This window comes from Ferroglobus sp., assembly GCF_015521575.1.
In the GTDB taxonomy this organism is placed as follows: domain Archaea; phylum Halobacteriota; class Archaeoglobi; order Archaeoglobales; family Archaeoglobaceae; genus Ferroglobus.
This window is the reverse complement of record NZ_WANY01000102.1, coordinates 1-3,800: the sequence shown is the minus strand read 5'-3', so window position 1 is coordinate 3,800 and position 3,800 is coordinate 1. Positions and strand designations below refer to the sequence as shown.

Annotated in this window: 4 protein-coding genes; all 4 read right to left on the bottom strand. The window is 44.7% G+C overall.

Annotated elements, in window-relative coordinates; all coding sequences use genetic code 11:
- Positions 1–821, bottom strand: an 821-nt coding sequence (locus F7C14_RS04330; protein WP_290900222.1) for an aldehyde ferredoxin oxidoreductase N-terminal domain-containing protein, incomplete at its 3' end; no start/stop codon positions are given.
- Position 822: 1 nt separating this feature from the next.
- Positions 823–1,305 (bottom strand): 4Fe-4S dicluster domain-containing protein, encoded by a 483-nt coding sequence (locus F7C14_RS04325; RefSeq protein ID WP_290900221.1) that lies wholly within the window; start codon positions 1,303–1,305, stop codon positions 823–825.
- On the bottom strand, positions 1,298–2,302 hold the full coding sequence (locus F7C14_RS04320; RefSeq protein WP_290900220.1) for an NrpR regulatory domain-containing protein: 1,005 nt from the start codon (positions 2,300–2,302) through the stop codon (positions 1,298–1,300). The genes F7C14_RS04325 and F7C14_RS04320 overlap by 8 nt, the downstream gene beginning before the upstream one ends.
- A 23-nt stretch (positions 2,303–2,325) precedes the next feature.
- Positions 2,326–3,800: methylmalonyl-CoA mutase (locus tag F7C14_RS04315; protein WP_290900219.1), on the bottom strand; the 1,475-nt coding region annotated here is incomplete at its 5' end.

The following is a 3,800-nucleotide window of genomic DNA, read 5'->3' as shown; positions in this document are numbered from 1 at the left end:
TTATCTGCTTCCTCAAAATAAGATTCTCTGAAGTTCCTTGTAGGAAGCCATCCTTGAGCGTTACCCCAACCAACGCAAACTGCAGTTCCAAGGACAGAATGCTCTTGAGTTTGGAATCCAAGGTCGTTCATGAGAGCGAGCCATCCTTCTCTCACGACTTCGTAGTATCTTTCCGGATCTGCAACCTCAAGGGATCCGCTACCCTTTACTGCTATAGCTTTCAGGTTTTTCGAAGCCATAACAGTTCCCATACCACTCCTTCCGGCTGCGTCCCAGTAATCGAAGATAATTGAACCGTAAAGAACTCCGTTCTCTGCAGCGGGTCCAACAGCGGCAACCTTAACGTCCTCGTGTCTCTCCTTAAGAACGTCTGTTGTTTCAAACACACCAGCTCCTTTCAAATCTGATGCATCCTTAATTTCCACACTGCCATCTTCTATAAGAAGGTAGACTGGCTTCTTTGCTCTTCCGAAGATTATTATGTTGTCGTAGCCGGCGTATTTTAGTTCTGCGGCAAAATCTGTTCCAGCGTTGGAATTTCCGAATATTCCGGTTAGCGGTGAGAGAGCTGTGACATCAATTCTTCCGGTTGTAACTCCAAGAAGACCATTTATCGGTCCAGTAGCTATAAGCAAAACGTTTTTCGGGCTTAGGGGATGGACATCGGGAGGAACAAGATCAAAGAGCAGCTTAGCGTTCAAACCTCTTCCTCCGAGGAACTTTCTCGCGAGCTCTTTATTCAAAGGCTCCTCAACGACTTTTTCCCTCGTCAGGTCGACTTTCAAAGTCTTGCCGGCATAGGCGTACAGTTTTTCAGCCATTTTAAACACCCCAGACGGATTGAGCAGCTACCTTCTTTCTCCCGACCCTAATCCTCTTTCTTAGCGTCTCCTCATTTGGAGCTACGTAACTTATCGCTCCCGTAAAGCACCATTTCACGCATTCTGGATCCCCTCTGCAAAGATCGCATTTGAACAAGACTTTTCTTTCCTCATCAAAGCCTATAACACCGAAGGGACATATCACCATGCACTGCTTGCAGCCTATGCAGATATCCGGATCGAGCAAAACTGCGTTGGTTTCCTCATCTCTGTAAATCGCTTTGACCGGGCAGATTATCATACACGGAGCCTCCTCGCAGTGTTCACAACCTATGGGTATGTCAACGCCATCTCTCTCGAACTTCACGACCCGAACTCTTGCCTTAGAAGGAGAAAAAACCCCCTCGTTAGCGAAGCTGCAAGCCAATTCGCAAGCTCTACAGCCAGTACACTTCGTAAAATCAAAAACTAATTTTTTACTCATAACTTTTCACCTCTAAATAACTCTCAAGACTCTTAAATTTGGAAAACTCGATAATCTCGCTTGATATGTGTACTCTAATCGGAACTTTCAAAGCTCTGAGAATTCCGACCGGTGTTGATGGTCCTACGCAAACCAAACCGACTTTGTTCACACCTCTTGGCGGAATTCCACAAACGCTTTTGTCTAACTCACCGATTACGTGGAGGGGAGATATCCCATATTCTTTTAACTTTTCAAGGATTTCTATCGTCTTCTCTCTTGCTACGAACGGTATTTCTCTGTACATTCCGTAAACTTCTCCTTCTCCTCTCTCAAGGAGGTTGGAGATGGACTCTTCGTCTTTATCCGAGTACATTCTCTGAATGAAGAGGTCTAAAGCGGTGATTGAGGACTCTTCAAGCCCTATAACCTGAGTGAACCTCACGAAGTTGAAGTTGGAAATTTCTATCGACCCTGCAAACCTTGGTAGCGAAACTATTCCGTTTCTGTAAAGGACGGCATCGAGGGTAAAACTTGAAATGTAGTACATTCCCACCTCGTTTTCCTCTATGAAGGGAATGTTTTCGTCTACGATTACTTTATCGCTGAACGTCAAACCTTTCCTCCAACACCTATAAAACATGTCTAAAACTTCATCTAAGTACTCTCTCGGAAAGATTGCTAAGTTCGCAACCACTTTACCCTCTCCGCTCTCCACATCGAAGTTCGAGTAAAAAACGCATTCGTGAACTCTGCTTATGCTGTATCCTATTCTATCGGCTATATCTCCCTTCTCTATTTCTTTCAAACCCTTTTCAGTTATCACTCTTCCCCTTAATCCGTAGTTTTTCGTCAAACCTCTCTCATCAAGAATTCTCAAGTAGTATCGAACGGTGGGCTCTGTCAGGTAGATTCCTCTTTTTTTCAGCTGATCGGCTATGAACTTCGCTCCTACCGGCTCCTTTTGCTCTGAAAGAATTTTCAAAATTTCTATAATCTTCCTCTCACTGCTTATCATTTTTAACACTCCACTTTCATGCTTTAGAAAATTGACGGTTCTTTGAACACACCGTATTCTTCTTTCAAAACTTGAGTAATCTCTCCAACTGTGGCGTAATGTCTCACAGCTTCCATTATGTAGGGCATGAGGTTTTCATCCCTTTTTATAGCCTTTCGAATCTCTTCCAAGCTCTCTTTGACCTTTAAGTTGTTTCTGCTGTTTTTCACTTCCTTCAACCTCTCTATTTGTCTCTGGTAGGCTTTTTCATCGAACTCGTAGATTTCGGTGACTTTCTCCTCTTCCTCCATTCTGTACTTGTTCACGCCAACCTTCACGATTTCTCCCGTCTGTATCTTTCTGTACATTTCGTAGGACTGCTTGGCAAGCTTTGCTTGGATGTATCCGTTCTCTATTGCTCTTATCATTCCTCCCCACTTTTCAACTTCCTCCATAGCCTCGATAATCTTCTTTTCCATCTCGTTTGTCAACCACTCTATGTAGTAAGAGCCCGCAAGAGGATCAACAGTATCGCAAACTCCCGTTTCCTCCATCAAAATCTGCATAGTTCTCAGAGCTATGAGAGAAGCTTTAGCTGAGGGAATTGTGTAAGCTTCGTCGTAAGTGCAAAGAGCCATTGTCTGTGTTCCTCCTAAAGCTGCTACGAGAGCGTAGTAAGCGGCTCTAACTATGTTGTTTTCCGGCTGCTCATAGGTAAGACCGCTACCTCCTCCTCCGGCTATCATCTTCAGCTTCATGGAATCGGGGTTCTTAGCTCCGTACCTGTCTCTGATTATCTTTGCCCAAAGTCTCCTTGCAGCTCTGAGCTTTGCTATCTGCTCGAATATGTTTCCGAAGACGTTGAAATTGAAGGAGAAGCGAGGGACGAAGTCGTCAACCTTCAATCCTCTCTCTAAAACTTTGTCTATATAAGTTAACGCTATGCTGAAAGCGTAGCCGATTTCCTGAGCGGGAGTGGCTCCGTTCTCTCTTATGTGGTATCCGCAGACGCTGACAGGATAGACTTTCGGAGCGTTTTTCGCACAGAACTCTATTATGTCGCAGACAAGCTTTACTGAAGGTTCCACCGGAAATATCCAAGCTCCCCTTGAGATGAACTCCTTGAGAATATCATTCTGAGGAGTTGCCCTTATCTTCTTTAAATCGACTCCCTGTTTCTCAGCCATGACGAAGTACATCGATAGAATTATCGGAGCTGTAGCGTTTATCGTCAGAGAAACGCTGATCTGATCTATTGGGATTCCGTCAAAAGCTATTTCCATGTCCTTAAGCGTATCCACAGCCATTCCAACTCTGCCGACTTCCCACTTCGCTAAGGGGTGATCCGAATCAAGTCCGAGCTGGGTTGGCAGGTCGAAAGCCACGTTTAAAGCATTCTGTCCGTGAGCCAAAAGGAATTTGAACCTCTGATTTGAATCCTCTGGCGTGCCAAATCCTGCATATTGCCTCATCGTCCAAGGGCGGTAGCGGTACATAAATTTGTGAATTCCCCTTGTGT

Coding starts and splice junctions, on each gene's coding strand:
- F7C14_RS04320 (WP_290900220.1), bottom strand. CDS start 2,302: ATGATAAGCAGTGAGAGGAAGATTATAGAAATTTTGAAAATTCTTTCA.
- F7C14_RS04325 (WP_290900221.1), bottom strand. CDS start 1,305: ATGAGTAAAAAATTAGTTTTTGATTTTACGAAGTGTACTGGCTGTAGA.